This window comes from Streptomyces sp. DSM 106670, assembly GCF_055792845.1.
In genome coordinates, this window is record NZ_CM147704.1 from 6,994,387 (window position 1) to 7,016,530 (window position 22,144).

24 protein-coding genes and 1 pseudogene are annotated in these 22,144 nt (G+C 72.7%); 22 read left to right on the top strand and 3 right to left on the bottom strand.

Features of this window, described 5'->3' with window-relative positions:
• Positions 1–35 precede the first annotated feature (35 nt).
• Positions 36–842 carry an AfsR/SARP family transcriptional regulator gene (locus ACSMXR_RS30975; protein WP_137233989.1) on the bottom strand — a complete coding sequence of 269 codons (807 nt, stop codon included), beginning with the start codon at positions 840–842 and terminating at the stop codon, positions 36–38.
• A 416-nt stretch (positions 843–1,258) separates the two neighbouring features.
• Between ACSMXR_RS30975 and ACSMXR_RS30980 the strand changes: the two genes are divergently transcribed.
• From ACSMXR_RS30980 to ACSMXR_RS31060, 17 genes are all read left to right on the top strand, one after another.
• Positions 1,259–2,473 carry an aminotransferase class I/II-fold pyridoxal phosphate-dependent enzyme gene (locus tag ACSMXR_RS30980; RefSeq protein WP_218524208.1) on the top strand — a complete coding sequence of 405 codons (1,215 nt, stop codon included), beginning with the start codon at positions 1,259–1,261 and terminating at the stop codon, positions 2,471–2,473.
• Positions 2,474–2,566: 93 nt separating this feature from the next.
• A complete protein-coding gene (locus ACSMXR_RS30985) occupies positions 2,567–3,826 on the top strand; it encodes a beta-ketoacyl-[acyl-carrier-protein] synthase family protein (protein ID WP_218524207.1) in 1,260 nt (419 codons plus the stop codon).
• Positions 3,823–4,671: a MaoC/PaaZ C-terminal domain-containing protein gene (locus ACSMXR_RS30990; RefSeq protein WP_473170384.1), complete on the top strand. Its 849-nt coding sequence runs from the start codon at positions 3,823–3,825 to the stop codon at positions 4,669–4,671. Before ACSMXR_RS30985 ends, ACSMXR_RS30990 begins: the two co-directional genes overlap by 4 nt.
• The gene (locus tag ACSMXR_RS30995) at positions 4,668–6,158 is read left to right on the top strand and encodes an AMP-binding protein (RefSeq protein ID WP_364882790.1); all 1,491 of its coding nucleotides are present in this window, start codon (positions 4,668–4,670) and stop codon (positions 6,156–6,158) included. Before ACSMXR_RS30990 ends, ACSMXR_RS30995 begins: the two co-directional genes overlap by 4 nt.
• Positions 6,159–6,254: 96 nt before the next feature.
• Positions 6,255–6,518: an acyl carrier protein gene (locus ACSMXR_RS31000; RefSeq protein WP_103507664.1), complete on the top strand. Its 264-nt coding sequence runs from the start codon at positions 6,255–6,257 to the stop codon at positions 6,516–6,518.
• 3 nt (positions 6,519–6,521) lie between these two features.
• Positions 6,522–7,544: a hypothetical protein gene (locus ACSMXR_RS31005; RefSeq protein WP_473170385.1), complete on the top strand. Its 1,023-nt coding sequence runs from the start codon at positions 6,522–6,524 to the stop codon at positions 7,542–7,544.
• Entirely contained in the window at positions 7,534–8,373 is an 840-nt protein-coding gene (trpA, locus tag ACSMXR_RS31010) for a tryptophan synthase subunit alpha (RefSeq protein ID WP_381793416.1), read from the top strand. Before ACSMXR_RS31005 ends, trpA begins: the two co-directional genes overlap by 11 nt.
• Positions 8,360–8,734, top strand: a complete 375-nt coding sequence (locus tag ACSMXR_RS31015; protein WP_030625146.1) for an ectoine synthase — start codon at positions 8,360–8,362, stop codon at positions 8,732–8,734. Before trpA ends, ACSMXR_RS31015 begins: the two co-directional genes overlap by 14 nt.
• 131 nt (positions 8,735–8,865) lie before the next feature.
• Positions 8,866–10,011, top strand: a complete 1,146-nt coding sequence (locus ACSMXR_RS31020) for an acyl-CoA dehydrogenase family protein (protein ID WP_137233982.1) — start codon at positions 8,866–8,868, stop codon at positions 10,009–10,011.
• The gene (trpF, locus tag ACSMXR_RS31025; RefSeq protein WP_473170386.1) at positions 10,008–10,709 is read left to right on the top strand and encodes a phosphoribosylanthranilate isomerase; all 702 of its coding nucleotides are present in this window, start codon (positions 10,008–10,010) and stop codon (positions 10,707–10,709) included. Before ACSMXR_RS31020 ends, trpF begins: the two co-directional genes overlap by 4 nt.
• 48 nt (positions 10,710–10,757) lie before the next feature.
• Positions 10,758–11,597 (top strand): beta/alpha barrel domain-containing protein, encoded by an 840-nt coding sequence (locus tag ACSMXR_RS31030; protein ID WP_256341859.1) that lies wholly within the window; start codon positions 10,758–10,760, stop codon positions 11,595–11,597.
• On the top strand, positions 11,594–12,535 hold the full coding sequence (locus tag ACSMXR_RS31035; protein WP_381847458.1) for an alpha/beta hydrolase: 942 nt from the start codon (positions 11,594–11,596) through the stop codon (positions 12,533–12,535). Before ACSMXR_RS31030 ends, ACSMXR_RS31035 begins: the two co-directional genes overlap by 4 nt.
• A gap of 150 nt (positions 12,536–12,685) precedes the next feature.
• Positions 12,686–13,273, top strand: coding sequence for an anthrone oxygenase family protein (locus tag ACSMXR_RS31040; protein WP_473170387.1), 588 nt, complete (start codon positions 12,686–12,688; stop codon positions 13,271–13,273).
• 191 nt (positions 13,274–13,464) lie between these two features.
• A complete protein-coding gene (gene pcaDC, locus ACSMXR_RS31045) occupies positions 13,465–14,730 on the top strand; it encodes a bifunctional 3-oxoadipate enol-lactonase/4-carboxymuconolactone decarboxylase PcaDC (protein ID WP_473172466.1) in 1,266 nt (421 codons plus the stop codon).
• Between the two features lie 12 nt (positions 14,731–14,742).
• A complete protein-coding gene (locus ACSMXR_RS31050; protein ID WP_137233979.1) occupies positions 14,743–15,396 on the top strand; it encodes an MBL fold metallo-hydrolase in 654 nt (217 codons plus the stop codon).
• 42 nt (positions 15,397–15,438) lie between these two features.
• Positions 15,439–16,218, top strand: a complete 780-nt coding sequence (locus ACSMXR_RS31055) for an exodeoxyribonuclease III (RefSeq protein ID WP_473170388.1) — start codon at positions 15,439–15,441, stop codon at positions 16,216–16,218.
• A gap of 87 nt (positions 16,219–16,305) precedes the next feature.
• On the top strand, positions 16,306–17,052 hold the full coding sequence (locus tag ACSMXR_RS31060) for a Clp protease N-terminal domain-containing protein (RefSeq protein ID WP_137233977.1): 747 nt from the start codon (positions 16,306–16,308) through the stop codon (positions 17,050–17,052).
• 36 nt (positions 17,053–17,088) lie between these two features.
• Here the strand turns inward: ACSMXR_RS31060 and ACSMXR_RS31065 are convergent, their stop codons facing one another.
• A complete protein-coding gene (locus ACSMXR_RS31065; RefSeq protein WP_473170389.1) occupies positions 17,089–17,868 on the bottom strand; it encodes an SDR family NAD(P)-dependent oxidoreductase in 780 nt (259 codons plus the stop codon).
• Positions 17,869–17,976: 108 nt separating this feature from the next.
• Here ACSMXR_RS31065 and ACSMXR_RS31070 point away from each other — a divergent pair, with 108 nt between their 5' ends.
• From ACSMXR_RS31070 to ACSMXR_RS31090, 5 genes are all read left to right on the top strand, one after another.
• Positions 17,977–18,417 carry a DUF6278 family protein gene (locus ACSMXR_RS31070; RefSeq protein WP_137233975.1) on the top strand — a complete coding sequence of 147 codons (441 nt, stop codon included), beginning with the start codon at positions 17,977–17,979 and terminating at the stop codon, positions 18,415–18,417.
• A 156-nt stretch (positions 18,418–18,573) separates the two neighbouring features.
• On the top strand, positions 18,574–19,317 hold the full coding sequence (locus ACSMXR_RS31075; protein WP_030084156.1) for an amino acid ABC transporter ATP-binding protein: 744 nt from the start codon (positions 18,574–18,576) through the stop codon (positions 19,315–19,317).
• Between the two features lie 13 nt (positions 19,318–19,330).
• Entirely contained in the window at positions 19,331–20,260 is a 930-nt protein-coding gene (locus ACSMXR_RS31080) for a glutamate ABC transporter substrate-binding protein (protein ID WP_103508205.1), read from the top strand.
• Positions 20,261–20,277: 17 nt separating this feature from the next.
• The gene (locus ACSMXR_RS31085; protein ID WP_030084160.1) at positions 20,278–20,922 is read left to right on the top strand and encodes an amino acid ABC transporter permease; all 645 of its coding nucleotides are present in this window, start codon (positions 20,278–20,280) and stop codon (positions 20,920–20,922) included.
• A complete protein-coding gene (locus ACSMXR_RS31090) occupies positions 20,919–21,806 on the top strand; it encodes an amino acid ABC transporter permease (RefSeq protein WP_137233972.1) in 888 nt (295 codons plus the stop codon). The genes ACSMXR_RS31085 and ACSMXR_RS31090 overlap by 4 nt, the downstream gene beginning before the upstream one ends.
• Before the next feature lie 32 nt (positions 21,807–21,838).
• On the opposite strand, the pseudogene ACSMXR_RS31095 reads toward ACSMXR_RS31090, so the two are convergent.
• Positions 21,839–22,120 (bottom strand): annotated as a pseudogene (locus ACSMXR_RS31095) (CocE/NonD family hydrolase C-terminal non-catalytic domain-containing protein); the annotation flags it as partial.
• Between the last annotated feature and the right edge of the window lie 24 nt (positions 22,121–22,144).

A 22,144-nucleotide genomic window follows, 5' to 3' on the forward strand; every position in this document is an offset into this window, starting at 1 on the left:
CGCTCTCGCGTCCCTCCCCACTGCCGTGCCGGGGATCAGCTCAGCCGGTGTGTTGACATCGTTTCCCACTCGGTCCGGAGCGAAGCCCCCGGCAGCCGGGTCCGGTCCAGCAGACCGAGGTAGGCGGCCTCGCTCTCCGGACTGGGGTCGCAGCCCAGCTCCTCGGCGAGGACGACGCGCAACTGCTGGTATATCCGCAGGGCTTCGGCCCGGTTGCCGGCCAGCCGGTGCGCGGTCATCTGGCAGCGGTAGGCGCTCTCCCGGAACGGGGCCTGGCGCACCGCCTCCGCGGCGTACCGCAGGGCGTGGTGGGTGTCGCCGAGAGCGGACGAGGAACTGCTCGCGGTCTCCAGGGCCGAGACCCGCAGATCCTTGAGGTGACGCCGGACGGACTCCACCCACTCGCCCTCGTGGGAGGCGAGGAAGGGACCCCGCAGCAAGGACACCGAGGTGGTCGCGAGCCGCTGCGCGGTGCTGTGGTCGCCCTCGCGGTGGGCGACCGCGGCGGTGAACGCGGCCTGCTCCGCGCGCTCCACGTCCACCTGGGCTTCCTCCGGCAGTCGCAGCAGATAGCGTCCGCCGTGTGCGATCACCGCGGGCTCGGCGCTCGCCCCCTCCGAGAGGGAGGCTCTGAGGCGGCTGACGACACTGCGTAATGCCGAGGCCCAGGTGCTGGGCAGGCCGTCCGGCCATATGGTGTCGGCGAGTTGCTCCCGGCCTATGCCGGAGGGACGTTCCAGGCAGAGCCGGGCCAGGGCGATCTGTGCCTGATGGCTGGCCAGTACCCGTGGGGCTTCGGATTCATGTTCGATGGAGACGAGGCCGACAAGCCTGATGAGCACGATCGATCCCCCCAAGAAGAGGTTGCGGCGACTTCCTCGGCGGCATGGATGACGGAAGTCGACTGTCTGGCGTGCGTGCGGTTCCGTGCGTGGACGTCAGCGTGTGGTCCGTGGGCCGAGTGGCGCACGTGAGGATCCCGTGGGAGGGCTGCGGTGATCCGGAAGGAGCTTGGTCAATTCTTCTCCACGGCTGAGTAAACAGCATTCTCGTTCAAAAAGAGTGTGTGTCAACTGCGCCATTAAGTTGCATCAGTTAACGCCCGATGAATCAGAGTCTCCGGCACAGGCAAATCCTCCGATGACTGTTTGATCTTGCTCCCGTGTTGCGCCTCGATTGCGAGAGGTCCGTTGAATTCGAGACGCATCAGATTCGTTGCACCTATGTGCAATGGCAGTCACCAATGAGAGGACGGCCGATGGCATCCGCAGCGTGGGGGAGAATCGCGCACAAACTGGAGGCGACGGGGCGGCGCGTGGCCTCGCTGGAGTCGGATCCCGAGCGCCGCAACAGCTTCGTCCCCTACACCGCCGAGCGCGACACCGCCTACGTCGACCTCGACGGCCGCCGCCTGCTGATGATGTCCGGCTACAGCTACCTGGGGCTGGCCGGCGACGAGCGCGTGGTCGCCGCCGCCCAGGCCGCCGCCGCCCGCTACGGCACCGGCAACCACGGAGTACGCGCCCTCGCCGGGTCCATCCCGCTCCACGAGGAGCTGGAGGCCGAGGTCGCCACCGTCGCCGAGCGGGAGTCCGCCATCGTCTTCGGCTCCGGCTACGCCGCCAACGTGGGCACGATCGGAGCCCTGGTCGGCCCCGGCGACACCGTCTTCGTCGACAAGTACGCCCACGCCAGCATCGTGGACGGCTGCCGCCTCAGCGGAGCGACCGTGGTCCGGTTCCGGCACAACGACACCGAGCACCTGGCCCGCCGCATGGAGGCCGCCGCCCCCGGCGGAGTCCGCCTGGTCATCGTCGACAGCGTCTACTCCATGGACGGCGACATCGCGCCGCTGCCCCGGCTGCGCGAGGTCTGCGACGCCCACGAGGCGCTCCTGATGGCCGACGAGGCCCACGCACTCGGCGTCATCGGCCGCACCGGACTGGGCGTGGAGGAGCACTTCGACCGGCGGGTACGGGTGGACGTCAAGCTCGGCACCCTGTCCAAGGCCATCCCCTCCATGGGCGGCTGGGTCGCGGGATCGTCCGAGCTGATCGGCCATCTCCGGTACGCCGCACGGCCGTTCCTCTTCTCCGCCGCCCTCGCGCCCGCCTCGGCCGGCGCCGCCCTGGAGGCGCTGCGCGTGCTGCGCGCCGAACCGGAGCGCGTCGCCCTCATCCAGGGGTACGGAGCCCGGTTCCGGGAGCTGGTGACCGCGGGCGGCATGCGGACCGGCGACAGCGAGACCGCCGTCGTGCCGCTCATCGCGGGCAGCGACGAGTCGGCCTACGACCTGGCCACCACCGCCCGTCGCCTGGGCGTGATCGGACTGCCCGTGGTCACCCCCGCCGTACCGCGCGACCTGGCCCGGCTGCGGATCGCCGTCACCGCACGGCACACGGACACCGACGTGGAGCTCGCCGCCGAGGCGTTCCTCAAGGCCGCCGGAGAGTGCGGCCTGCTGACGGGCTGACACCGCCCGCGCCGCCCGCGCACCCACGCGAGCGCGGCGACCTCGTCCACGGCCGACGGCCGGTCACCGGAACGGGAAGGAACCACACGGACCATGCGCACCGAAGCGGAACGCTCCGCCCGGCCGGACATCGCCATCAGCGGGATCGGCGCCGTCACCCCGGCCGGACTCACCACCGAGGAACTGTGGACCGCGGTGTCCGCGGGCCGGTCCCTCGCGGTCGACCTCACCCACTTCGACACCACCGGCCACCGCATCAAGATCGGCTGCCGGGTGCCCGAGCTCACCGGCCACGGCCTGCCCTGGCAGGAGGCGCTGGCCGGCAAGGCGGCCCGGCGGCTCGACCCCTTCGCCCGCTACGGGCTCGCCGCGGCGCTGGCCGCCCACGCCGACGCCGGGCTGCCGCAGGCGCCCGCCGCCCGCTGCGCCATCGTCGTCGGCAACGCCGTCGGCGGGCGCGCCACCAGCGACGCCGAGTCCGTCAACTTCGCGGCGAAGGGCCCCGGCGGGGTCCGCCCGCTGATGCCCCTGATGACGATGCCGAACGCGGCCGCCGCCCAGATCGCCCTCCAACTGGGCTGGCACGGACCGGCGCTCACCGTCTCCACCACCTGCGCCAGCGGGGCCGACGCCATCGGGATCGGCGCGGCCATGCTCCGCGACCACCGCGCCGACGTGGTGATCGCGGGCGGCTGCGAGGCGACCCTCACACCGATCACCCTCGCCGGGTTCGGCAACCTCAACGCCGCCTCCCTCCGCACCGAAGCGGCCACCGCGTGCCGGCCGTTCGACGAGAGCAGGGACGGCTTCGTGATGGGCGAGGGCGCCGCCTTCGTGGTCCTGGAGCGGGCAGCCGACGTGCGCGCCCGGGGCGGCCGGGCACACGGCCTGGTCGCCGGATACGCCGCCACCTCGGACGCCCACCACCTCTCGGCCCCGCACCCCGACGGGGCGTACGCCGCCGAAGCCATGACCGGCGCGCTCGCCGACGCCGGTCTCGTCCCCTCGGACATCGCCCACGTCAACGCCCACGGCACCGCCACCGTGCACAACGACCGCGCCGAAGCCACCGCCCTGGCCAAGGTGTTCGGGCCGGACGGCCCGCCGGTCACCGCCAGCAAGGGCGTGCTGGGCCACCTCATCGGAGCGGCCGGAGCCGTCGAACTCGTGGTCGCCGTGCTGTCGATGAACGCCGGTGCGGTGCCGCCCACCGCCAACCACACACGAACGGAACCCGAGATGGAGATCGACGTGGTCCACGGCACCCCGCGGCCTGTCCCCACCGGCCCCGCGCTGACCAACTCCTTCGGCTTCGGCGGCCACAACAGCAGTCTGGTGGTGGCCCCCGCATGACGACCCCGCCCGCTTCCGCGCTCGACCCGTCCGCACCGCTCCTCGACGCGGACGCCGCCCGCCGCTACCGCACCGTCACCCGCCGGGCGCTGGACCGCCCGGCACCCGTCCGGCCCGGGGCGGGGCCGCTCGCCGCCTTCGTCCTCACCCATCCGCTCGCCGAGCGCACGGTCGCCGACCTCGCCGCCGGCCACGGCCCGTACTCCCTGGTCCACCTCGCCCAGGAGATCGAGCTGCACCACCCGCCGCGCCCCGGCGCCCCGCTCGACGCGTCCGCCGCACTGGACGCCGTACGCGTCGAAGCCAAGGGCACCCGGCTCGTCCTGACCACCACGCTCACCGACCGGGCGACCGGCGCCGAACAGGCCCGGCTCACCGCCCACATCCTGCTCGCCGGCATCCGGGCCGCCGAACCGCGCGGCACGCTCGTCCCCACGGCCTCGCTGCGTCAGGAGGCGCCGGGCGACACGGTCGGCCGCGACCTCGGGATCGACCGGGAGTGGATAGCCGACTACGGGCACGCGGCCGGCGACCTCAACCCCGTCCATCTCGACCCGGAGGCCGCCCGCTCGGCCGGGTTCACCGATGTCATCGCCCACGGCATGAGCCTCGTGGCACTCGCCGTGGAGGAGGCCGCCGAGCGGTACGCGGACGGGGACGTCGACCGGATCCGGGCGATCGGCGCGCGCTTCGCCCGCCCGGTCCTGCCCGGCGAAGGGGCGACCCTCGACCTCACACCCGCCGCAACCGGGGACACCGTCGCCTTCACCGTACGGTCCGGGGGCGCCGCGGCCGTCAAGGGCGGCTGGCTCCGGCTGGGCCCCGGGACGGGAGCGGGCCGATGACCCGGACCGGCCACCACGGCGAGACCGCCGAATCCGTGCTCCGCTGGGCCGACAAGACCCCGGACGCCCCCGCCCTGTGGTGGAACGGCAGCCCCACCAGCTACCGGGAACTGGCCGACGCGACCGCCGCCGCCCGCGCCCGGCTCGCCGAACACGTCCCCGCCGGGGCCACGGTCGCCGTGCTCGACGACAAGTCGCCCGGCACCGTCGCCACCGTCCTGGCCTGCCTGGCCACGGGCCGCCCCGCGCTGCTGCCCTCGCCCACCCTGCCGCCCGACCACGTCGCGGCGGTGATGGCGGAGGCGGGCTGCCGGTACGCGCTCGCCGGTCCCGCCGTCACGGCGAGGGAGCCGGAGCGCGGCGGGGGAGCGGTGCCGCCGGGCACCGCCCTCGTCCTCACCACCTCCGGCTCCACCGGCATCCCCAAGGCGGTCCCGCTGCCGCACCGGGCCGTGGAGGCCTTCACCGGCTGGGCCGCGGACGCCTTCGGCATCGCCGAGTCCACCCCGGTGCTCAACTACGCCCCGCTCAACTTCGACCTCTGCCTGCTGGACGTCTGGACCACCCTCGCCCACGGCGGCCAGGTGGTTCTGGTGGACCCGGCGACAGCGGCCAGCGGCCGGGGGCTGCTCCGCCTGCTGCGCACCCACCGCATCGAGGTGGTCCAGGCGGTCCCGCTCTTCTACGCCCTGGTCGGCGCCCAGGCCCGCGTGGAGGGCGGCGGCCCGCTGGAGGCCGTCCGGCACGCGGCGTTCACCGGCGACGTGATGCCCGATCAGGCGCTCGCCGACCTCGTGGACCTCGCCCCCGGCGCCCGGCTGCACAACATCTACGGCTGCACCGAGACCAACGACAGCCTGATCCACGAGGTCGACCGGAGCCTCCCGCAGTCCGCCCCGATGCCGCTGGGCCGCCCGCTCCCCGGCGTACGCCTGAGGCTGCGGAACTCCGAGGGCCGGCCGCTGAGCGGACCGGGACGCGGCGAACTGGAGGTCTCCACGCCCTTCCAGAGCACCGGGTACGCCGATCCGCGCCGGGCCGCCGAGAAGTTCGTCCTGGACCCGGCGGCGGACGGCGGCCCGGGCACCCGGTGGTTCCGCACCGGCGACCTGGTCGAGAGGGACGCCGACGGCACTCTCCGGCTCGTCGGCCGACTGGACCACCAGGTCAAGATCCGGGGCGTCGCCGTCAACACCGGCGAGGTCGAACAGGTGCTGCTGGAACACCCCGAGGTGCTGGAGGCCGGGGTGACCACCGTCCCCGACCCGGTCGAGGGCCGCCGCCTGATCGCCGTCGTACGGCTGAAGGACGGCTCCACCGCCAACAGCCTCGACCTCAAGAGGCACTGCACCGCCCGGCTGGCCCGCGGCTGGGTACCGGGACTCCTCGTCCCCGTGACCGAGCCCCTGCCGCGTACCAGCACCGGAAAGGTGGACCGCCGCGCGATCGCGCGGACCGTGGCCGCACCCGCCGCCACCGCGTCCTGACCCGGCCCGACCGCCCTCCGCGGACCGCCCGGCAGCCGCCGGCCGGCCCCGCACCACCCGAGAACCCCGTACGAGCGAACCGCCAAGGAGCACTCCGTGAGCAACGCCGACCAGATCAGCGAGTACATCGTCCGGGAGTTCCTTCCCGACCTCACCCCCTCCCAACTCCCTCCCGACATGGACCTTCTGGCCGACGGCGCGCTCGACAGCCTCGGCGTCCTCAAGCTGATCGCCTGGGTCGAGCACCACTTCCGGCTGGCGGTCGGCGACACCGACCTCGACCCCGAGAACTTCCGCAGCGTCAACGCCATCGACGCCTACATCGCGCGCTCCCGGAGCACCGCCGCCACGGGAGGCTGAGCCGTGCACCCGGCCCTCGTCCCGATGGTCGACCGGCGCGCCCCGGCCGGCCCCGAGCAGTGGGACGCACTCTGGCAGGCGCTGGCCGACGGAGCGCTGGACCGCGGTGACGCGCTGGCGCTCCTCGCCTCCCTCACCGCGGCCCTGCCCGAGGAGGACAGCCTGCTCGCCCTGCTCGACGCGCTGGACCGGCGGCGTCCCGCGCGGCCCGCGACGCCCTGGCCCGGCACCGTCAACGTGGTGGGCACCGGCGGCGGTCCGCCCACCGTGAACCTGTCCACGGCCGCCGCACTGGTCGCCGCCGCCTGCGGGGTCCGGGTCGTCAAGTCCGGCTCCCGCGCCCACACCGCGCGCACCGGTTCGGTCGACCTCCTGGACCGGCTGGGCGTCCCGTTCGCCACCTCCCTCGACCAGGCGTCCGGCCATCTGGACGCCCACGGCATCGCCTTCACCGGGCCGTTCGTCTACCCCGCGCAGCTGGCCCGGCTCGCCCTGCTGGCCGTGCCGACGTCCATGCGGGTGTTCGGCCGGTTCCTCAACACCTTGGGCCCGTTCCTCGCGGCCGTCCCGGTGGCCGCCCAGGTCACCGGCGTCAGCGGGGGCCGGATCCCGCCCTCCCTGCGGGCCGTGGCGTCCCGGCCGGGCGCCCCGGCGACCTGGCTGGTCACCAACCCGCTCGGCGCCGACGAACTCCTCAGCGTCTGCGACAACACGATCCACCTCCCCGACGGAGACACGCTGACGCTCCGCGCCGGCGACCTCGTCCCCGCCGACGGGTCACCCGACGATCTCGCCCCCGTCCCCCGGGACGCCGCCGCCGAGCACTTCCGCACCGTTCTCGCCGGCCGGGCGGGCGGTCCGCTGCGCGCCACCCTCCAGCTCAACGCGGCCGCGCTCGCCCTGGCGTCCGGCCACCGCGACGACTGGGCGAAGGCGGTAGCCGAGGCGGGCGCCGCGCTCGACGACGGGGCGGCGCTCGACCTGCTGGACCGGCTGAAGGGGAAGGGGGCGGACCGTGCCGGCTGACTTCTTCGCCGAGGCCCGCGCCCGCGAGGAACTGGGCCTGGCGGTCTTCCTCAACGCGGGCGACCCGCCGCTGCCCGTCCTCAGCGACCTCGTCGCGCTGCTGGACGAGTCGGGCGTCGACTGCCTCGAACTGGCCGTCCCCTTCCCCGACTCGCCCACCGACGGGCCCGTCGTGCGCCGGTCCGCCGACCGGGCGCTGGCGCTGGGCGTCGGGCTCCGCGAGACCCTGGCCTTCGTCGCCGCCGTACGGCCGGGGCTGAAGCGGCTGCGGATCGCGGTGCTCGCCGACTGGAGCCACAGCCTGCGCACCGCCGCGCCCGCCGACTACGCCCGCGCCGTCGCGGACAGCGGCGCCGACGCCCTGCTGGCCCACGGTCTGCCGCCCCGGCTGCGGCCGGCCCACCACGAGGCGCTGCGCGCGGCGGGCCTGCCCGAGGTCACCACCTGCTACCCGGCCAGCGCACCGGCCACCGTCGCCGAGGCGGCGGCCCACGCCACCGGATACCTCTACCTGGTCGCGCGCTACGGGCGCAGCGGCGCCGGAACGCCCGACGGCGGCCACGCCGGTCTGGCGCCGTCCGTCGCCGCCCTGCGCGACCTCACCGCCTCCCCGATAGCCGTCGGCTTCGGGGTGTCCACCGCCGAGGATCTCGTCTCCGTCGCCCGCAGCGGTGCGGACGCGGCGATCGTCGGCTCCGCCGGAGTGGCCGCGCTGGAACGGAGTCTGGAGGCCGGGTCCGACCCGGTCGACGGCTACCGCTCCTTCGTCGCCGCCCTCGGCCGTCCCCACACCGCCCGTCCGAAGGAGGACCCCCGTGCTCATCCGTAACATCGAGACCGTCAAGACCGTCGACTGGGGCAACGGACTCAGCCGCAGATTCATCCTGGACGCCGACGGCCTGGGCTACAGCGTCACCGACACCACCGTGCGTGCCGGGACCAAGTCCCGCCTGGAGTACCGCAACCACCTGGAGACCTGCTACTGCATCGAGGGCTCCGGCGAGGTGGTGGAACTCGACGGCACCAGTCATCCGCTGACGCCGGGCGTCCTCTACTCGCTCGACAACAACGACCCGCACTTCCTGATCGCCTCGCCGCACGAGGACCTGCGTCTGGTCTGCGTCTTCGCCCCGGCGCTCCAGGGCGACGAAGTGCACAGCCTGGCCGAGGGCGTCTCCTCCGCCTACTAGGCAGCACAGCCGCTCACCCGACGGGCGCCTGAACCACGGGCGCCCGCCGATCCGACGACGGGACACCGCCGTCACCTCTCCGCCCGTCATCGACCGAGGCCACCCGCACGGCCCGTACGGAAGGCTCCGCCATGAGAAACCGCGACGCGGATCAGCAGGCGCTCTGCGCCGGCATGGCCCAGTGGGGCAAGATCCTGAGCGAAGGACACGTCGAGGCGGACGCCCGGTCCGCGTTCGAACCGGACCGCTGGCGGTCCCTCGCCGACAGCGGCGTCCTCGGCCTGCCGTTCCCTCAGCGGTGGGGCGGCGCGGGCCAGTCCCTCCTGACCACCCTGCACGTCCTGGAGACCCTCGGCGAGACCTGCCGGGAGTCCGGGCTGAACTTCTGCGCCACCACGTCGATGGCCAGCACCGGCGTGCCCCTCACCGCCTTCGGCAGCGACGCCCTGCGCGAGCGCTATCTGCCCGGCATCTGCTCGGGCGAACTGATCGGCGCGCACGCCATCACCGAACCCGACAGCGGATCCGACGCCATGGCGATGACCACCCGCGCCGAGCGCGACGGCACGCACTACGTCCTCACCGGCGGCAAGGCCTTCGTCAGCAACGGCCCCATCGCCGACGTCTTCGTCGTCTACGCGCGTACCCGCCCGGAGGGCGGACCGCTCGGCACCACCGCCTTCCTCGTCGACCGGGACACCCCCGGCCTCTCCGTCGGCGGGGCGACCGCCAAGATGGGCCTGCGCACCGCCCCGTTGTCCACCCTCCACCTCGACGGCTGCCGGATACCCGCCGACCGGGTGCTGGGCCGGGTCGGCGGCGGACTGCTCGTGCTGGACCACGTGATGAAGCGCGAGATCCTGTTCGGCTTCACCGTCCAGCTCGGCGAGATGCGCCACCGGCTGGAGCGCACCGTCGCCTACGCCCGCGAACGCCGGGCCTTCGGCCACCCCATCGGCGACTACCAGGCGGTCTCGCACCGCGTGGTCGACATGCAGATCCGCACCGAGACCGCCGCCAAGTGGCTCTACGACACCGCCGAGCGGCTCGCCGCGGGCGAGGACGTCACCGCCGACCTCGCCATCACCAAGATCCTCGCCAGCGAGGCCGCCCTCTCCACCAGCCTCTCGGCGGTCCGCGTCTTCGGCGGCGCGGGCTACCTCACCGAGGTCGGCCTGGAGAAGGAGGTACGGGCCGCGGTCGCGGGCACCCTCTACTCCGGGACCAACGACATCCAGTACAACCACGTCGCCTCGGCCCTGGGGCTCGGCGGATGAGCGCCCCGGCCGGACCGCCCCGGCCGCTGCTCAAGGTGTGCGGAGCCACCGCCCCCGAGGAGGCCGCCGCCGTGGCGCCACGGGCCGATCTCGTCGGCCTCTGGTACGGGGTGGAGAACGGGGCCCGCGACCTGACCGGCGCTCGACTGACCGAACTGGCCGACGCCGTCCGCACGGCGGGCCGGGCCGAGCCGGTGCTCGTCACCTTCCTGCACGACGCCGAACGGATCGCCGCGGCCGCCCGCGCCGCCCGGGTGCGCTGGATCCAGCTCCACGCCTACCAGCCGCCCGCGGCCGTGGCCGCCCTGCGCGCGGCCCTGCCCGACGCGGTGCTGGTCAAGGCCGTGCACGTGCTCGACGGGGCGTGCGTCGAGCGGCCGTTCCTCACGGCGTACGCCCGTGCCGGAGCGGACCTGTTCCTCGTCGACGCGGCGACCCGGGGCGGAGCGGTCGGCAGCACCGGCCACCGCGTCCCGGCCGAGGCGCTGGAGGCCCTGCTGCCCGTCCTGCCCCGGCCGTTCATCCTCGCGGGCGGACTCGGCGAGGCCGACGCACCGGGAGACGCCTTCGCCGCGCACCCCGGGTTCCGGGGCGTCGACATCGACCACGCCGCCCGGGGAGACGCCGGCCGGCTCGACCCGGCCCGGGTCGCCGCGCTGGACCGCGCCTGGACCGGCACGCCCGCCCCTGCGCCGTGACGTCCCCCGCCCCGCAAGAGAAGCCCGCCACTCCGTGAGGAAAGCCCGATGACGCAGTCCTTCCTCTCCGCGCTCCTCGGCGCGGAGCGCCCCGTGATCATGGAGGTGAAGTCCCGCGACGCGCACGGCGCCGACCTGTTGCGGGGCCGCACCCCCGGCGACATCGCCGCCGCCTACCAGCGGGCCGGAGCCCCGTGCGTGTCCGTCGTGACCGGCCGCTGGTTCGGCGGGTCGGCCGCCATGCTGCACGAGGTGACCGCCCGCGTGGACGTCCCGGTTCTGCTCAAGGACTTCGTGACCCGGCACGACCAGATCACCGCCGCCGCCCGCGCGGGCGTCTCGGCGGTCCTGCTGACCGCGGCGCTGCTGCCCCGGGAGTCCCTGCACGACCTGGCCCGCGCATGCCGGGCACACGGGCTGACCCCGTTCGTGGAGATCACCGACGCCGAGGAGGCGACCGGGCTGCCGAACCCCCAGGACTGCGTCGTCGCGGTCAACAACAAGGACATCACCGCACGCGAACGGGACGCCGGGGACCTGGACCGCAGCCGCGCGCTGCTGCCCGCCGTACGGGCCGCGGGCACGCTCTGCCCCGTCAGCGCCAGCGCGGTGGGCGACCCCGCCACCGCCGCCGGTCTGCTGGCCGAGGGCTACCGGGGCCTGCTCATCGGGACCGCGCTGCTGCGGGCGCCGAGCGTGGACGCCTGGCTGGCCGCGTTCGACGCACACCGAGCCGCGGGCCCCGAGGAGACCGGGCGGACCGTGGTGCCGCTGACCGTCGAAGCGCCCCCGGTCCTGCCGCACCCCGCCCCCGTGGCCGACGCGGCGGCCGCGCGGCCGGACACCTCGGCCGCTCCCGCCGGCGAGGCCGAGGACGTGCCCGCGTGAGCGCCGCGCCGACGGAGTCGGTGGCCACCGCGGACGTCACCGCGGCCGGGCACGACGTCGCCCCGAGCGGCGTGGAGCAGATCGTGCTGGGCCACGGCCGCCACCGCCTCGGCGCCTGGCGGGCCGAACCGGCCACCGGTACGCCCAGATCCGTGCTCGTCGCCGTCCACGGCCGGGCCATGTCACCCGGCTACTTCGCCGGACCGGTCGCCCCGCACACCTCCCTGCTCGCCCTCGCCACCTCGCTCGGCCACACGGTCCTCGCGGTGGAACGGCCCGGCTACGGCCTCTCCCGCGCCGCCCTCCCGCACGGTCTGCCGCTCGCCGAACAGGCCCGGCTGCTGCGCCGATCGCTCGCCGACTACGCCGAACTCCACCCGGTCGGGGCCGGGTTCTTCCTGCTCGGACACTCCGACGGCGGCAAGACCGCCCTGCACCTGGCAGGAGAGCCCTGGACCGGGGCGACCCCCGCCGACCGCCTGCTCGGGCTCGACCTCAACGGCTGCGGCTGGCACTACGCACCGGCTGCCGCCCACTTCCCGGACACCCTGGCCGGTGGGGCGGGAGAGCTCAACTGGGGTCCGCTGCGCCTCTATCCGGGCGGCACCTTCCGGGCCAGCCGCGCCCTGCTCCGCGAGGTTCCGGCCGCGGAGGAGGCGGAGACGGGGCGGTGGCCCGCCCGGTTCCCGGCGGCCGCCGCCCGGGTGCGCTGCCCGGTGCGGCTCACCTTCGGCGCGTACGAGGGCTGGTGGCGCCTGGACCGGGACGAACTGGCCGCGGTGGCCGCGAGCTTCACGGGCACGCGCCGCCCCGCCGTCGAACGCCTGCCGGAGGCCGGACACAACCTCAGCCTCGGGCTGGCCGCCCCGCTCTACCACGCACGGGCGCTGGCGTTCCTCGAGGAGTGCCTGGCGGCCTCCTCCGACAGCCGGGGGTGACGTACGCGTATGCGCGTGAGCGCGTGAGGTATGGACCTTTGGGCCCTGAACCTGCTGGGATGATCGCGCGCACCGCGTACACGCTCCGTTCTGCCGCGTGCACCGTACGCCACCGCCCGGGAGAGTCCATCCGATCGACAGGACTGCGACATGAGCCACTACCCTCCCCATGCCACCCCGTACCAGGCCGGCCCGGCCCGGCCCGGCGGGCATCCGCCCGCCGCCGACCGGATCACCGCGCCGCTTCTCGTGGCGGCCGTGCTCTGCACGGGTCTGATGGCGGGGCTGTTCTTCGCCTACGACATCTCCGTGATGCCCGGCCTGGCCGAGCTGGACGACTCCGCCTACGCGGCGGCCATGCAGCGGTTCAACGCGGCGATCGACGGCAGCGCGCTGTTCGGCCTGGTCTTCCTCGCCACGCTGGGGCTCACGGTCGCCGCCGCGATCGTGGCCTTCCGCCGCAAGCGCCGCGCGGTGGCCCTGCCGCTGGCCGCCGCGGCACTCTGCTATCTGCTGGTGCTCGTCGTCACCGTCGCGGTCAACCTTCCGCTCAACGCGGATCTCGCGGCGCTCGGCGACCCCGCGTCCGCCCGGGACGTGCATGCGGTGATCGACGACTTCAAATCGGTCTGGGTGCCGGTGAATATCGTCCGGACCCTTTTCTGTGTTCTGAGTCTCGGTGCTCTGTGTGCCGCTCTGCTCCGGTACGGGAAGCCGGAATCCCCTGCGCTCCGATAATTCTCTCGTATTTGCGTTTGCATAAGGTGAGCCCCCTTTCTGTTTCGGTCGGTGAAAGGGGGCACCTGCGCGTGCCGTGCTCCGCCTCCGTACCGCTCGACGCGGCGGAGCCCCTCTCCCGCCCCCCGCCGGTCTGCGGCCCGGAGAGATGTGGGAGCGTGGGAACGGTGAGTGACAAGCCGACGGAATCCATGCAGTACCGCTTCGACGGGCCCGAGGACGCCCCGGTCCTCGTGATCGGTCCCTCGCTCGGGACGACGTGGCACATGTGGGATCGCCAGATTCCCGAGCTGTCCCAGCACTGGCGGATCTTCCGCTACGACCTGCCCGGCCACGGCGGCGCGCCCGCCCACGCCGCCGCCTCCGTCGCCGAGCTGGGCGACCGGCTGCTCGCCACGCTGGACGGTCTCGGCGTCCAGCGCTTCGGCTACGCGGGCTGCTCGATCGGCGGCGCGATCGGCGCGGACCTGGCCCTGCGCCACCCGCACCGGGTGGCCTCGCTGGCGCTCGTCGCCTCCTCGCCCCGGTTCGGCACGGCCGACGAGTTCCGTCAGCGCGGTGTGATCGTCCGTACCAACGGCCTGGAGCCGATGGCCCGCACCGCGCCGGAGCGCTGGTTCACCCCCGGCTTCGCCGCCGCGCAGCCCGCCATCGTCGAGTGGGCCGTGCAGATGGTCCGCACCACCGACCCCGGCTGCTACATCGCCGCCTGCGAGGCGCTCGCGGCGTTCGACATCCGTGGCGCGCTGGGCCGGATCGGCGTTCCCACGCTGGTCCTGGTCGGGGCCGAGGACCAGGTCACCGGGCCCGCCGAGGCCCGCACGCTGGTCGCCGGGATACCGGACGCCCGCCTGGCGCTCGTCCCCGGCGCCTCGCACCTCGCCCCGGTCGAGCAGCCCGCCGCCGTCAGCGACCTGCTGCTGATGCACTTCTCCACCGCCTGGCAGCAGGACACCTCGGCCGCCATCCCGATGCTGCCGCTGGTCCCCGGCCCCGCGACGCCCGCGACCCCGTTCGCCCCGGTGGCCGAGATCGCCCCGGCCGCGGCCGGGGCAGAAGCCCCCGCACCGACCCCGGACGACCGGCGCGAGCAGGGCACGAAGGTACGCCGCGAGGTGCTGGGCGACGCCCATGTCGACGCGGTGAACGCCTCGGCCGACGCCTTCACCGAGGACTTCCAGGAGCTGGTCACCCGGTACGCCTGGGGCGAGGTCTGGAGCCGGGACGGCCTCGACCGCCGTACCCGCAGCGTCATCACGCTCACCGCGCTCGTCGCCTCCGGCCACCTGGAGGGCCTGGCCGCGCACACCCGGGCCGCCCTGCGCAACGGTCTGACGCCCGCCGAGATCAAGGAAGTTCTGCTCCAGGCCGCCGTCTACTGCGGCATCCCGGCCGCCGGGGCCGCCTTCGCCGTCGCGCAGAAGGTGATCCAGGAGGAAACCACGCCGCCCGCGTAGCAGGATGGGGCCATGAACGCATCGCCTCGGGCACTCACCCTGACCAAGAAGACCCACTCCTGCGTCCGGATCGAGAAGGAGGGGCGGGTCCTGGTCATCGACCCCGGAGGCTTCTCCGAGGACGACGCGGCGCTCGGCGCGGACGTCATGCTGGTGACGCACGAGCACCCGGACCACTTCAACGAGGCGCGGCTGCGGGCGGGCCTGGAGGCGAACCCGGCGGCCGAGGTGTGGACGCTGCGCAGCGTCGCCGAGCAGCTCTCGGCCGCCTTCCCGGGGCGGGTGCACACCGTGGGCGACGGGGACGCGTTCTCCGCCGCCGGATTCGACGTCACCGTGCACGGCGAGCTGCACGCGGTGATCCACCCGGACATCCCGAGGATCACCAACGTCGGCTTCCTCGTCGACGGTTCGGTCTTCCACCCCGGCGACGCGCTCACCGTGCCCGAGCGCCCCGTGGACACCCTCCTGCTGCCGGTGATGGCCCCCTGGAGCAAGATCTCCGAGGTCATCGACTACGTACGCGAGGTCGAGCCGCGCCGCGCCATCGACGTCCACGACGCCCTGCTGACCGATCTGGCGCGGCCGATCTACGACAACCAGATCGGCGCCCTGGGCGGCGCGGACCACGGCCGGCTGGCCCCGGGCGGCACCACCGAGCTGTGAGCCCGGCGGCCGCTGTCGGTGGGAGCCGCTAGGTTGGCTGCCATGCGCATCGCCACCTATAACGTCAATTCGATCACCGCCCGGCTGCCGAGGCTTCTGACCTGGCTGGAGAGCAGCGGCACCGATGTGCTGTGCATCCAGGAGACCAAGTGCACGGCGGAGCAGTTCCCCGCCGAAGCCCTGCGCGAGGCGGGCTACGAGTCCGCGGTCAACGCCACCGGCCGGTGGAACGGGGTCGCGCTGCTCTCCCGGGTCGGCCTCGCCGACGTCGTCTCCGGGCTGCCCGGCGGCCCGGAGTACGACGGGGTGCAGGAGCCCCGCGCGATCTCGGCGACCTGCGGCCCGCTGCGCCTGTGGTCGGTGTACGTGCCCAACGGCCGCGAGGTCGAGCACGAGCACTACGCGTACAAGCTGCGCTGGCTGGAGGCCCTGCGGAAGGCGGTGGCGGCGGACGCCGCGGGGAGCCTGCCGTTCGCGGTCCTGGGCGACTTCAACGTGGCCCCGACCGACGAGGACGTCTGGGACCCGGCGCTGTTCGCGGGCGCCACCCATGTGACGCCCGCCGAGCGCGCCGCCCTCGCGGCCCTGGAGGCGGAGGGCCTGAGCGAGGTCCACCCCCGCCCCCTCAAGTACGACCGCGCCTACACCTTCTGGGACTACCGCGAGCTGCGGTTCCCCAAGAACAAGGGCATGCGGATCGACCTCACCTTCGGCAACGCCCCGTTCACCGCCGCCGTCAAGGACAGTTACGTCGACCGCGAGGAGCGCAAGGGCAAGGGCGCCTCCGACCACGCCCCGGTCGTCGTCGACCTGGATCTCTGAGCGGGGCGGGAGGAGGCGGGCGCGAGGCCGCGCAGCACGTGACAACCTGAGGTTGACACTCCCTGGGTGTCAACCTACGGTTGTCACATGACGCAGCCTCTTCCCGTCACCCCTTCCGTACGCCTCGACGATCTGATCGAGGCCATCAAGAAGACCAACGACGACGCCCTGGAGCAGCTTTCGGGCGCGGTCCTCGCCGCCGACCACCTCGGGGACGTGGCCGACCATCTCATCGGCCACTTCGTGGACCAGGCCCGCCGCTCCGGCGCCTCCTGGACCGACATCGGCCGGAGCATGGGGGTCACCCGCCAGGCCGCCCAGAAGCGTTTCGTGCCCAAGAAGGGCGAAGGATCCTCGGACCTGGACCCCAACGAGGGCTTCAACCGCTTCACCCCGCGCGCCCGCAACGTGGTGGTCGCCTCCCACAACGAGGCCCAGACCGCCCGGCACGCCGAGATCGTCCCCGCCCATCTCCTTCTCGGCCTGCTCGCCGAGCCCGAGGCCATCGCCGCCCGCGTCCTCGTCGGCCAGGAGGTGACGCCCGACGCGCTGCGGGCTGCGGCGACCGCGGTACTGCCCGCGCCCGTCGACGGGGCGCCCGAGCTGATCCCGTACGACGCGGACGCCAAGAAGGTCCTGGAGCTGACCTTCCGCGAGGCCCTGCGCCTCGGCCACAACTACATCGGCACCGAGCACATCCTGCTGGCCCTGCTGGAGTTCGAGGACGGCTCCGGCGTGCTCACCGGACTCGGCCTGGAGAAGGAGGCCGTGTCCGCCGCGGTGGAGCGGGCGGTGGGCGAGGCGGCCCGGGCCGCCCGGCAGCAGAACCCCTGAGCCCCACGGCGACCCCTTGTCGCGTGGACGGCGGCCTCAGTGCACCGAGAACCCGCCGTCCACGCACACCGACTGCCCCGTGACGTACGCCGAGGAGCGCCCCGCCAGGAACACCGCGGCCCCCGCGAAGTCCTCCGCGAGACCGTTGCGGCCCACCATCGTGCGGGCGGCCAGCGACGCCACCTTCTCCGGGTCCGACTGGAGCCGCGCGTTCAGCGGGGTCAGCACGAACCCGGGCACCAGGCTGTTGACGGTCACGCCGTGCGGCGACCACGCCTCGGCCTGTGAGCGGGTCAGCGACTCCAGGCCGCCCTTGGACACCCCGTAGGCGCCGCTGCTCACGAAGGCCCGGTGCGCCTGCTGCGAGGTGACGTGGATGATCCGCCCGTACCCCCGCTCGGCCATGCCCGGCCCGAAGCGCTGCCCCAGCAGGAACGGCGCCTTCAGATTCACCGCCATCGTGGTGTCCCAGACGTCCTCGCCGAGCTCGGTCATCGGCGGGCGCAGATTGATCCCGGCACAGTTCACCAGGATGTCCGGCTCGCCGAACGGCACCACGGCCTCCTCCGCCCCCGTACGGACCCCCTCGGTGGTGCTCAGGTCCGCACTCACCCAGGCCGCCCGGCAGCCCCCGGCGGTCAGCTCGTCCACGGTCTTCCTCAGCTCCGCCTCCCGGCGGGCCACGACCACGACGCTCGCCCCGGCCCGGGCCAGGGCGCCGGTGATCGCCCGGCCGATGCCGGAGCTGCCGCCGGTGACCACCGCCACCCGGCCTTCCAGCGAGAACAGTTCCGCGACGTACGTCTGTGCACTCATGTACGTACTTTAGATATCCGCTCGGTTACCGGGCCGGGGCGGGTGGGGGAACGGTGAACGCCGCGCGCCCTGTGGTGCGGAACCTGGCCGGGATGGGACCCTAGTGGTATGAACATCCCTTTCTTGGACAACTGGCGTAAGCGTCAGGGTGGTACGCATTCAGGCACACTCGCCGCCGCCGTCGAGACGGACCCCGACGGTGTGGCCGAGCTGCTCGCCGAATGCGAACTGCTGCGCGTCCGGGCGGGGCAGCACGGACTCGAACTCGACGACACCCCCGCCTCGTTGGCCGCGCTCGACCAGCTGCCGCCCCGCTGGCGCGACGACCCCGAAGAGCTTCCCTGGCTCGGCAACGACGCCGGTCTCTATCTCGGCACGGTGATCGTGCGGACCGTCCCGGGCGCCGCGTGGGACATCTGGCCGAGCGGTCGGCCCGTGGTGCGGCTGGAGTCCGGGCGGGAGATCGACGTCGTCGCGGCCGGTCTCGACTGGGCGATGGCGGGCAGCCCGGAGCTCTCCCAGGTCTACGCGGAGTCCGCGGAGAACTGACCCGGGAGCCGGCCGGCCCCTGTCCGCCCCTGCCCTCCTCGACTAATCCAGTTAAAAAGCCTTTTGCGCCATTTACGCGTGTCGGGTGCGAAGTCCCTTTTCGCGATGGATAGTTTGCGCTGACCTCGACACAGCGACAAGTGGGTAGGGCAGCGCATGGCCGTCGATCCGTTGATCGAACTGAGGGACGTCAACAAACACTTCGGGGAGTTGCACGTACTTCAGGACATCAATCTCACCGTCGGCCGCGGGGAGGTGGTGGTGGTCATCGGCCCCTCCGGCTCCGGGAAATCCACCCTCTGCCGGGCGATCAACCGGCTGGAGACGATCGAGTCCGGCAGCATCACGATCGACGGCAGACCCCTTCCCGAGGAGGGCAAGGGGCTGGCCCAACTCCGTGCCGAAGTCGGCATGGTCTTCCAGTCGTTCAACCTCTTCGCCCACAAGACCGTGCTGGACAACGTCTCGCTGGCGCAGCTGAAGGTCCGCAAGCGCAAGAAGGACGAGGCCGACCGGCGCTCCCGCGAGCTGCTGGAGCGGGTCGGTCTGGCCGCGCACGCCGACAAGTTCCCCGCCCAGCTCTCCGGCGGCCAGCAGCAGCGCGTGGCCATCGCCCGCGCCCTGGCCATGGACCCCAAGGCGCTCCTCTTCGACGAGCCGACCTCGGCGCTCGACCCGGAGATGATCAACGAGGTGCTGGAGGTCATGCAGCAGCTCGCCCGGGACGGCATGACCATGGTCGTGGTCACCCATGAGATGGGCTTCGCCCGCTCCGCAGCCAACCGCGTCGTGTTCATGTCCGACGGCTGCGTCGTCGAGGACCGCACCCCGGAGGACTTCTTCACGAACCCCGAGAGCGACCGCGCCAAGGACTTCCTGTCCAAGATCCTCAAGCACTGAGGGGAGGCATTCCATGTTGCGCACGAGGAACACGCGTACGGGCAGGGCGGCCGCCCTCGTGGCCGGTCTCCTGCTCGCCGCACTCGCCGCGGGCTGCGGCAAGGACGGCAGCCCGCCGGTCAAGGGCCCCAAGGCCGAGGCCCTGCCGACGTACCAGGTCGACACCGGCTTCGAACTGCCCGACTCCCGCACCTGGACCAAGGCGAAGCGGCGCGGCTATCTGGTCGTCGGCGCCAAGGAGGACCAGCCGTACCTGGGGGAGAAGGACCCGGCGACCGGGATCTACTCCGGGTTCGACATCGAGATCGCCCGGATGGTGGCGGCCTCGCTCGGCTTCGAACCGAAGACGATCCGCTTCCGCACGATCGCCTCCGCCAACCGCGAGACGGCCCTGCAGAACGGCCAGATCGACTACTACGTCGGCACTTACACCATCAACGACATGCGCAAGAAGCTCGTCGGCTTCGCCGGCCCGTACTACATGGCGGGCCAGGGCCTGCTGGTGCGCACCGACGAGAACGACATCAACGGGCCGCAGGACCTGGCGGGCAAGACCGTCTGTTCGGCGGCCGGCTCCACCCCCTACCAGCGCATCGCCGCCGACTACCCCAAGGCGACGCTCGTCGCGTACGACACGTACTCGATCTGCGTCGACAACCTCCTCACCTACCAGGTCGACGCCGTCACCACCGACGACGCGATCCTGCTGGGCTTCGCGGCCAAGGCGCCCGACGAGATGAAGGTCGTCGGCAAGCCCTTCTCCCAGGAGCCGTACGGCATCGGCGTACCGCGCGGCGACAACGCCCTGCGCAACGCGATCAACGACGCGCTGGAGGCCAACGAGAGAAACGGCAACTGGAAGAAGGCGTACGAAGCGACGCTCGGCCTCTCCGGAGCGCCCGCGCCGACCCCGCCGCCCATCGACCGCTACCCGGCGAACTGAGGGGACGCGCCTCACCCATGGACGTACTGACAGAGAACTTCTCCCTCTACGGCAAGGGCTTCCTCGGGACCGTCGAGCTGACCGTCTACGCCTCCGCGCTGGCGCTCGTCCTCGGCTTCCTGATGGCGTCCTTCCGGGTCGCGCCGGTCGGCTCCTTCCGGGTGCTGGGCACGGTCTGGGTCACCGTGCTCCGCAACACCCCGCTGACGCTGCTGTTCTTCGCGGTCCTGCTCGGCCTGCCCCGCTTCGGGCTGGTCCTGCCGTTCCAGGTCTTCGCCGTCATCGCGCTCGGCTGCTACACCTCGGCCTTCATCTGCGAGGTGCTGCGCTCCGGCATCAACACCGTGCCCAAGGGCCAGGGCGAGGCGGCCCGCAGCCTCGGCATGAACTTCGGCCAGACCCTCGGCACCGTGGTGCTGCCGCAGGCGTTCCGGTCGGTGATCCCACCGGTCGGCTCGACCCTGATCGCGCTGGCGAAGAACTCCGCGATCGCCGGGGCGTTCAGCGTCACCGAACTCCTCGGCACCTACAAGACGCTCAACGAGCTCGGGTACAGCATCATCTGGTCCTTCATCTGGATCGCCGTCGGCTACCTGATCATCACCCTGACCATCAGCGCGGTGTTCAACGTGATGGAGAAGCGCTGGGGAGTGGCACGATGACCAAGACCCTCACCCGCAGGCCGTCGTTGCCCGCGGCCACCGCGCTCTACGACATCCCCGGACCGGTGACCCGCAAGCGGCACCTGATGTACGGGATCGCCTCGACGGTGCTGATCGTGGCACTGTTCGGCTGGATCGTCTATCTGCTCTTCGACACCGACCAGTTCACCGCGCAGAAGTGGACGCCCTTCGAGTACAAGGGCATTCAGGAGCTGCTGCTGCGCGGCCTCGGCAACACCCTCAAGGCGTTCGCGTACGCCGCGGTCCTCTCGCTCGCGCTCGGCGCGGTCCTCGCGGTCGGCCGGCTCTCCGAACACCGGGTGCTGCGCTGGATCTCCACCCTGCTGGTCGAGTTCTTCCGGGCCATGCCGGTGCTGGTGATGATCTTCTTCATCTTCGTGGCGCTGAAGGTCCAGCCGCTGCCCGCCCTGGTCGCCGGTCTCACGCTCTACAACGGCTCGGTCCTCGCGGAGGTGTTCCGTACCGGGATCAACTCCGTGGACCGCGGCCAGCGCGAGGCCGCGTACGCGCTCGGCATGCGCAAGACGCAGGTCACCACGTTCGTCCTGGCGCCCCAGGCCGTACGCGCGATGCTGCCGACCATCATCAGTCAGCTGGTGGTCGCGCTCAAGGACACCTCACTGGGCTATCTGATCACCTACGAGGAATTCCTCCACGCCGGAAAGCTGATCGCGTCGAATCTCGACTACGATCTTCCCTTCATCCCCGTCGTGATGGTGATCTCTCCGATCTACATCGGGATGTGCATGCTGCTCTCGTGGTTCGCCACCTGGGTGGCCCGCCGTCAACGGCGCAATCCGAAGACGGAGGCGGTGGGGGTGGCCCCGGCCGAACCGGGGACGCTGCTGCCAGGAGGGCAGTAGCCGGGCAGTGCCCGCCCGGCAGCAGTCGGTGATCACTTCTCGCGCAGCGGGACCGAGAGATGACTCGGGTCCGTGCCGGGCGAGGAGAAGGTCAGCTGCGCGCCGGTCGGGTTGTGCTCGATGTACAGCGGATCGACGGTGTCGATCACCAGGGCGAGCCGGTGACCGGCCGGGACGTCGTAGGCCGTGGAGTACAGCTCCAGGTCCACGGGGAACGGCCGGCCCGGCGTCTGCCCGTGGAAGGTGTACGGAGCATTGCTGACCAGTTTGCCGACGCCGAGCGGCCCCACGTCGTAGAGATGTGCGACGAGGGGCCGCTCGGCGGACGTCAGGCCCTG

Excerpts from the sequence above, each read along its gene's own strand:
- ACSMXR_RS30995 (WP_364882790.1), top strand. The coding sequence starts at position 4,668 with ATGACCCGGACCGGCCACCACGGCGAGACCGCCGAATCCGTGCTCCGC.
- ACSMXR_RS31030 (WP_256341859.1), top strand. The coding sequence starts at position 10,758 with ATGACGCAGTCCTTCCTCTCCGCGCTCCTCGGCGCGGAGCGCCCCGTG.
- ACSMXR_RS31085 (WP_030084160.1), top strand. The coding sequence starts at position 20,278 with ATGGACGTACTGACAGAGAACTTCTCCCTCTACGGCAAGGGCTTCCTC.
- ACSMXR_RS31060 (WP_137233977.1), top strand. The coding sequence starts at position 16,306 with ATGACGCAGCCTCTTCCCGTCACCCCTTCCGTACGCCTCGACGATCTG.
- ACSMXR_RS31080 (WP_103508205.1), top strand. The coding sequence starts at position 19,331 with ATGTTGCGCACGAGGAACACGCGTACGGGCAGGGCGGCCGCCCTCGTG.
- ACSMXR_RS31065 (WP_473170389.1), bottom strand. The coding sequence starts at position 17,868 with ATGAGTGCACAGACGTACGTCGCGGAACTGTTCTCGCTGGAAGGCCGG.
- ACSMXR_RS30985 (WP_218524207.1), top strand. The coding sequence starts at position 2,567 with ATGCGCACCGAAGCGGAACGCTCCGCCCGGCCGGACATCGCCATCAGC.
- ACSMXR_RS31070 (WP_137233975.1), top strand. The coding sequence starts at position 17,977 with ATGAACATCCCTTTCTTGGACAACTGGCGTAAGCGTCAGGGTGGTACG.
- ACSMXR_RS31090 (WP_137233972.1), top strand. The coding sequence starts at position 20,919 with ATGACCAAGACCCTCACCCGCAGGCCGTCGTTGCCCGCGGCCACCGCG.
- ACSMXR_RS31040 (WP_473170387.1), top strand. The coding sequence starts at position 12,686 with ATGAGCCACTACCCTCCCCATGCCACCCCGTACCAGGCCGGCCCGGCC.
- ACSMXR_RS30980 (WP_218524208.1), top strand. The coding sequence starts at position 1,259 with ATGGCATCCGCAGCGTGGGGGAGAATCGCGCACAAACTGGAGGCGACG.
- pcaDC (WP_473172466.1), top strand. The coding sequence starts at position 13,465 with ATGCAGTACCGCTTCGACGGGCCCGAGGACGCCCCGGTCCTCGTGATC.
- trpF (WP_473170386.1), top strand. The coding sequence starts at position 10,008 with ATGAGCGCCCCGGCCGGACCGCCCCGGCCGCTGCTCAAGGTGTGCGGA.
- ACSMXR_RS31055 (WP_473170388.1), top strand. The coding sequence starts at position 15,439 with ATGCGCATCGCCACCTATAACGTCAATTCGATCACCGCCCGGCTGCCG.
- ACSMXR_RS31050 (WP_137233979.1), top strand. The coding sequence starts at position 14,743 with ATGAACGCATCGCCTCGGGCACTCACCCTGACCAAGAAGACCCACTCC.
- ACSMXR_RS30990 (WP_473170384.1), top strand. The coding sequence starts at position 3,823 with ATGACGACCCCGCCCGCTTCCGCGCTCGACCCGTCCGCACCGCTCCTC.
- ACSMXR_RS31075 (WP_030084156.1), top strand. The coding sequence starts at position 18,574 with ATGGCCGTCGATCCGTTGATCGAACTGAGGGACGTCAACAAACACTTC.
- ACSMXR_RS31020 (WP_137233982.1), top strand. The coding sequence starts at position 8,866 with ATGAGAAACCGCGACGCGGATCAGCAGGCGCTCTGCGCCGGCATGGCC.